Source organism: Streptomyces sp. XM83C, from assembly GCF_023072675.1.
GTDB classification, from domain to species: domain Bacteria; phylum Actinomycetota; class Actinomycetes; order Streptomycetales; family Streptomycetaceae; genus Streptomyces; species Streptomyces thermocoprophilus.
In genome coordinates this window covers 1-6,328 of the sequence record NZ_JALLGL010000337.1, presented here as the reverse complement: position 1 = coordinate 6,328, position 6,328 = coordinate 1, and the positions used below count along the sequence as shown (strand labels likewise).

The following is a 6,328-nucleotide window of genomic DNA, read 5'->3' as shown; positions in this document are numbered from 1 at the left end:
CTCCGCGACGGCACCTTCTACCAATCCCGGACACCGAAGGCCGTCGAACTCGCCGCGTGACCCCAGCAAGCCAAACCACCTCCAACCCAACCCAGGCACCTTGACGAAGGACATAGAGGCACCCCCCCACGCACCACGGCCCCGCACACCCGCGCCGAGGGGATACACCCGCATGGCCACAGACCCACCGCTGCTCACCATGTCCGGCATCACCAAGTCGTTCCCCGGAGTACGCGCCCTCGACGGCGTCGACCTGGACGTCCAGGCCGGGGAATCGCACTGCCTGCTCGGCCAGAACGGCGCCGGCAAATCCACCCTGATCAAGATCCTCGCCGGCGCCCACCAGCCCGACACCGGCATGATCCGCTGGCAGGGCAGGCAGGTCACCCCGCGCTCCCCGATCGCCGCGATGCGCCTCGGCATCGCCACCCTCTACCAGGAACTCGACCTGGTGGAACACCTGTCCGTCGCCGAGAACATCCACCTCGGCCACGAACCCACCACGGCCGGATTCCTCGTACGGCGCCGCACGGCCGAAGCCGCGTCCGCCGCACTGCTGCGCCGGCTCGGCCACCCCGAGATCGACCCGCGCCGCCCGGCCGACACCCTGTCCGCCGCACAGCAGCAGATCGTGTCCTTGGCCCGCGCCCTCTCCCACGACGTCCGGCTGATCGTGATGGACGAGCCGACCGCCGCACTCGACCCGGACGAGGTCGCCAACCTCTTCCGCATCGTCGGCGACCTCACCGCCGCCGGGGTCGCCGTCGTCCACATCTCGCACCGCCTGGAGGAGATCCGCCGGATCGGCGACCGTGTCACCGTCCTCAAGGACGGCCGCGCCGTGGCCCGCGGACTGCCCGCCAGAACCACCCCCACCAGGGACATCGTCTCCCTGATGACCGGCCGCAGCATCGAGTACGCCTTCCCCGAGCGGCCCGCCGCGCCGCCCGCCGGCACACCGGTCCTCCAGGTGCGCGGCCTGACCCGCGCCGGAGAGTTCGCCCCCCTCGACCTGGACGTGCACGCCGGAGAGATCGTCGGCCTCGCCGGACTGGTCGGGTCCGGGCGATCCGAAATACTGGAGACGGTATACGGCGCACGGAAGCCGACAGCCGGTCAGGTGCTGGTCGACGGCCGGCCGCTGCGCCCCGGCAGTGTCCGCGCCGCCGTCCGCGCCGGGCTCGGCCTCGCCCCCGAGGAACGCAAGGCGCAGGCCCTGCTGATGCTGGAGTCCGTCACCCGCAACGTCTCCCTCTCCTCACTGCACCGCTTCTCCCGCGCCGGCCGGCTCGACCACCGCGCCGAGAGGGCCGCCGCGCGCGCCGCCACCCGGCAGCTGTCCCTGCGCCCCGACAACCCGTCCGCGCCCGTGCGCACCCTGTCCGGCGGCAACCAGCAGAAAGCGGTCCTCGCCCGCTGGCTGCTGCGCGGCTGCCGCGTCCTGCTGCTGGACGAACCCACTCGCGGCGTCGACGTCGGCGCCCGCGCCGAACTGTATGCAGTCGTCCGCCGACTCGCCGACGAAGGCCTCGCCGTGCTGCTGGTCTCCAGCGAGATACCCGAGGTCCTCGGCCTCGCCGACCGGGTGCTGGTGCTCCGCGAAGGCAGCGTCGTCCACACCGCGCCCGCCCGCGACCTGGACGAACACCGCGTACTCGACCTCGTCATGGAAGGAGGCCCGGCGTCATGACGCAGCATGTGTCACCACCGAGGGACAGCGCCGGAAAGACGGCACCGGCGGGCGCACCGCCCGCCTGGCACACACTGCTGCGCCGCGCCGACGTGCGCACCCTGTCCCTGCTCGGGGTGCTCGCCGCGCTCGTCGTGATCGGCGGCGTCACCCGGCCCGACGAGTTCCTCGACACCCGCAACCTGCAACTGATCCTCACGCAGGCGTCGGTGATCGGTGTCGTCACCGTCGGCATGACCTTCGTGATCACCTCCGGCGGCATCGACCTGTCCGTCGGCGCGATCGTCGCGCTCGCCTCCGTGTGGGCGACGACCGTCGCCACGCAGGAGTACGGCTTCGCCGGGATACTGTTCACCGCCGTCGTCGTCGGTGTGGGCTGCGGCCTGGTCAACGGACTGCTGATCGCATACGGCGGCATGGTCCCGTTCATCGCCACCCTCGCCATGCTGGCCTCCGCCCGCGGCCTCGCCCTCCAGATCACCGACGGCCGCACCCAGATCGTCACCGTCGACAGCGTCCTGCACCTCGGCGAACGCGACGCCTACGTCCTCGGCGTACCGCCGCTCGTCCTGGTGTTCGCCGCGGTGACGGCCGCCGGCCGGCTGCTGCTGAACCGCACCACGTTCGGGCGGCGCACCGTCGCCGTCGGCGGCAACCCCGAGGCCGCCCGCCTCGCCGGCATCGACGTCCGCCGCCAGCGCCTGTACCTGTATCTGCTGTCCGGGCTGTGCTGCGGCATCGCCGCGTTCCTGCTGATCGTACTGTCCGGCAGCGGCCAGAACACCAACGGCAACCTGTACGAACTCGACGCCATCGCCGCCGCCATCATCGGCGGCACCCTGCTCAGCGGAGGCCGCGGCACCGTCACCGGCTCCGTACTCGGCGTCCTGATCTTCACGACGATCACCGACATCTTCGCCCTGAACAACCTTCAGAGCGACGTCCAGCAGATCGCCAAGGGCGCGATCATCGTCGCCGCCGTCCTGGTCCAGCGCCGTACCACGAGCACGACCTGACGAAAGGCTCCGCCATGCCCCTCTCCCCGCAGCACGCCACCACCCGCAGAGGACTGCTCCTCGGAACGGCCGCCGTCTCCGCCACGGCCTTCCTCGCCGGCTGCACCAGCAACGAACCCAAGGACAAGACACCCGCCGCCGACGACCGCCCCGCCTCCGCCGACACCCCCGGCAAGCACGTCACGATCGGCTTCGCCGGTCCGCAGGCCGACCACGGCTGGCTCAACGCCATCAACGACAACGCGAAGAAACGCGCCGCCCGGTACAGCGACGTCACCCTGGAGATCACCGAGGGTTCCAACGACACCGCCCAGCAGATCGGCCAGATCGAGACCCTCATCAACAAGAAGGTCGACGTCCTCGTCGTACTGCCCGCCGACGGCAAGGCCCTCACCCAGGTCGGACTGAAGGCCATGCGCGCCGGCATCCCCGTCGTCAACCTCGACCGGATCTTCGACACCCCGCAGGCCTACCGCTGCTGGATCGGCGGCGACAACTACGGCATGGGCCTCAACGCCGGCCACTACATCGGCCGGAAACTCAAGGACAAAACGGACGCCCGTGTCATCGAACTCGCCGGCCTGGACAACCTGGAACTGACCCGGCAGCGCACCCAGGGCTTCGACGACGCCCTGAAGAACTACCCCAACATCAAGAAGGTCGCCCGCCAGGCCGCCGAGTTCACCGTCGAGTCCGGCCAGGCCAAGATGGCCCAACTCCTCCAGGCCCAACCGAAGTTCGACGCCCTCTGGAACCACGACGACGACCAGGGCGTCGGCGCGCTCCGCGCCGTCGAACAGGCCGGCCGGGACGACTTCCTCATGGTCGGCGGGGCCGGCGCCCTCGCCGCCTTCCAGGCCATCGAGAAGGACGACGGCGTCCTCAAGGCGACCGTGCTCTACCCGCCCACGATGGCCGCCTCCGCCATCGACCTCGCCCGCGCCCTCGCCCAGGGCAAAGGCGCCGCCGGGCTCGCCGAGCACGAGATCCCCGCCTCCGTCACCCTCTACTCCGCCGTCGTCGACAAGACCAACGTCGACCAGTACATGTCCACCGGCTTCCGCTGACCCGCATCCGCCCCGACCTGCCCGTACCCCCCTCGGCGCCCGCCCGCCGCGGCGGGCACCGCGACGAGCACGAGGAGGAACCACCCATGGCACAGCCGCACGAGCCGGCCGCCCCGGAAGCCGCCACAGCCACCCCCACCAGCGCCGCCGGCACCCGGCCCACCGCCCTCGGCACCGCCCCCGCCGGACCGCCGCTGCGGATCGGCATGGTCGGCTACGCCTTCATGGGCGCGGCCCACTCCCAGGGCTGGCGCACCGTCGGCCACGTCTTCGACCTGCCCCGCACCCCCCACCTCACCGCGATCTGCGGACGCGACGCGACCGCGGTACGCGCCGCCGCCGAACGGCACGGCTGGGCGCACGCCGAGACCGACTGGCGCGCCCTGATCGCCCGCGACGACATCGACCTCGTCGACATCTGCACCCCCGGCGACAGCCACGCCGAGATCGCGGTCGCCGCCCTCGACGCCGGCAAGCACGTCCTGTGCGAGAAACCCCTCGCCAACTCCGTCGCCGAGGCCGAGGCCATGACCCGTGCCGCCGAACGGGCCCGCGCACACGACCGGATCGCCATGGTCGGCTTCAACTACCGCCGCGTACCCGCCACCGCCCTCGCCCACCGCATGATCGCCGAGGGCCGCCTCGGCACCCTGCGCCACGTCCGGGTGACGTACCTCCAGGACTGGCTGACCGACCCGGACTTCCCGCTGACATGGCGGCTGCGCCGGGAACACGCCGGCTCCGGCTCCCTCGGCGACCTCGGCGCGCACATCGTCGACCTCGCCCAGTACCTCGCGGGCGAACCCCTCGCCGGGGTGTCCGCGCTCACCGAGACGTTCGTACGACACCGCCCGCTGCCCGGCACCCCCACCACCGGCCTCAACGCATCCCGCACACTGCATACTGTCGACCGCGGACAGGTCACCGTGGACGACGCGGCCCTGTTCACCGGCCGGTTCACCTCGGGCGCCCTCGCCTCCTTCGAGGCCACCCGGTACGCCACCGGCCGGAAGAACGCCCTGCGCATCGAACTCAACGGCGAGCACGGCTCCCTCGCCTTCGACCTGGAACGCCTCAACGAACTGTGGTTCCACGACGGCACCGAGCCCGCCGACCGCGCCGGTTTCCGCCGCATCCTCGTCACCGAACCCGACCACCCCTACCTGGACGCCTGGTGGCCGCCCGGCCACGCCCTCGGCTACGAGCACACCTTCGTCCACCAGGCCCGCGACCTCGTCCTCGCCGTCGCCGAGGGCCGCACCCCCGAACCGTCCTTCGCCGACGGACTCCAGGTGCAGCGCGTCCTCGCCGCGGTGGAGGAGAGCGCCGCGAAGAACTCCGTCTACACACCGATCGCCGTCTGAGAAGGGGGCCCCGCACCCATGCCGCGCCCGTTCACGCTCTTCACCGGACAGTGGGCCGACCTGCCACTGGAGGAGGTCTGCCGCCTCGCCCGCGACTTCGGCTACGACGGTCTCGAACTCGCCTGCTGGGGCGACCACTTCGAGGTCGACAAGGCCATCACCGACCCCGGCTATCTCCCCGGCCGCCGCCGGCTCCTCGACAAGTACGGCCTGAAGTGCTGGGCCGTCTCCAACCACCTCGTCGGCCAGGCCGTGTGCGACGCGATCATCGACGAACGCCACCGCGCGATCCTCCCCGACGCCGTCTGGGGCGACGGCGACCCCGAGGGCGTGCGCCGGCGGGCCGCCGACCGTATGAAGGACACCGCCCGCGCCGCCGCCGCGTTCGGCGTGGACACCGTCATCGGCTTCACCGGCTCCGCCATCTGGCACCTCGTCGCGATGTTCCCGCCCGCCACCGAGGCGATGATCGACCGCGGCTACGACGACTTCGCCGCCCGCTGGAACCCGGTCCTCGACGTCTTCGACGCCGAGGGCGTCCGCTTCGCCCACGAGGTCCACCCCGGCGAGATCGCATACGACTACTGGACGACCGTCCGCACACTGGATGCGGTCGACCGTCGACCGGCCTTCGGCCTGAACTTCGACCCCTCCCACTTCGTGTGGCAGGACCTCGACCCGGTCGGCTTCCTCCACGACTTCCGCGACCGGATCTACCACGTCGACTGCAAGGAGGCCCGCACCCGCCTCGACGGCCGCAACGGCCGCCTCGGCTCCCACCTGCCGTGGGGCGACCCGCGCCGAGGCTGGGACTTCGTCTCCGCCGGCCACGGCCACGTCCCCTGGGAGGACGTCTTCCGCATGCTCCGCTCCATCGACTACACCGGCCCGGTCTCCGTCGAATGGGAGGACGCCGGCATGGACCGCCTCCAGGGCACCCCCGAAGCCCTCGCCCGCCTCAAGGCGTACGACTTCGACCCCCCGTCGGCGGCGTTCGACGCGGCCTTCTCCCGCTGACCCGAGGAACCCCGATGAGCACAGGCACACCCTGCGCGGACGACCCCCCTCCCCGAGCCGCCACGGCCCGGCTCGACCGGGCCGTCGCCGAGGCCGCCGCCCACCCCGGCAGGACGGACGCACCACCCCGGCAGGCCGGACACACACCCCCGACAGGAGGCGACGCCCCAAGGC

At 71.8% G+C, this 6,328-nt stretch carries 5 protein-coding genes; all 5 read left to right on the top strand.

All coding sequences use genetic code 11. From position 1 onward, the window contains the following. Positions 1-172 precede the first annotated feature (172 nt). The 5 genes from MTQ10_RS26400 to MTQ10_RS26380 all read left to right on the top strand — a co-directional run bounded on the left by MTQ10_RS26400 (position 173) and on the right by MTQ10_RS26380 (position 6,154). Positions 173-1,690, top strand: coding sequence for a sugar ABC transporter ATP-binding protein (locus MTQ10_RS26400; protein WP_374117698.1), 1,518 nt, complete (start codon positions 173-175; stop codon positions 1,688-1,690). Beyond that, positions 1,687-2,706: an ABC transporter permease gene (locus MTQ10_RS26395; protein ID WP_247472667.1), complete on the top strand. Its 1,020-nt coding sequence runs from the start codon at positions 1,687-1,689 to the stop codon at positions 2,704-2,706. The genes MTQ10_RS26400 and MTQ10_RS26395 overlap by 4 nt, the downstream gene beginning before the upstream one ends. A 14-nt stretch (positions 2,707-2,720) precedes the next feature. Continuing rightward, positions 2,721-3,773, top strand: a complete 1,053-nt coding sequence (locus MTQ10_RS26390) for a substrate-binding domain-containing protein (protein WP_247472666.1) — start codon at positions 2,721-2,723, stop codon at positions 3,771-3,773. Positions 3,774-3,859: 86 nt separating this feature from the next. Further along, on the top strand, positions 3,860-5,137 hold the full coding sequence (locus tag MTQ10_RS26385) for a Gfo/Idh/MocA family protein (protein WP_374117697.1): 1,278 nt from the start codon (positions 3,860-3,862) through the stop codon (positions 5,135-5,137). Positions 5,138-5,155: 18 nt separating this feature from the next. Beyond that, entirely contained in the window at positions 5,156-6,154 is a 999-nt protein-coding gene (locus MTQ10_RS26380) for a sugar phosphate isomerase/epimerase family protein (protein WP_247472665.1), read from the top strand. The last annotated feature ends 174 nt before the right edge of the window (positions 6,155-6,328 follow it).

Coding starts and splice junctions, on each gene's coding strand:
- MTQ10_RS26390 (WP_247472666.1), top strand. CDS start 2,721: ATGCCCCTCTCCCCGCAGCACGCCACCACCCGCAGAGGACTGCTCCTC.
- MTQ10_RS26380 (WP_247472665.1), top strand. CDS start 5,156: ATGCCGCGCCCGTTCACGCTCTTCACCGGACAGTGGGCCGACCTGCCA.
- MTQ10_RS26395 (WP_247472667.1), top strand. CDS start 1,687: ATGACGCAGCATGTGTCACCACCGAGGGACAGCGCCGGAAAGACGGCA.
- MTQ10_RS26385 (WP_374117697.1), top strand. CDS start 3,860: ATGGCACAGCCGCACGAGCCGGCCGCCCCGGAAGCCGCCACAGCCACC.
- MTQ10_RS26400 (WP_374117698.1), top strand. CDS start 173: ATGGCCACAGACCCACCGCTGCTCACCATGTCCGGCATCACCAAGTCG.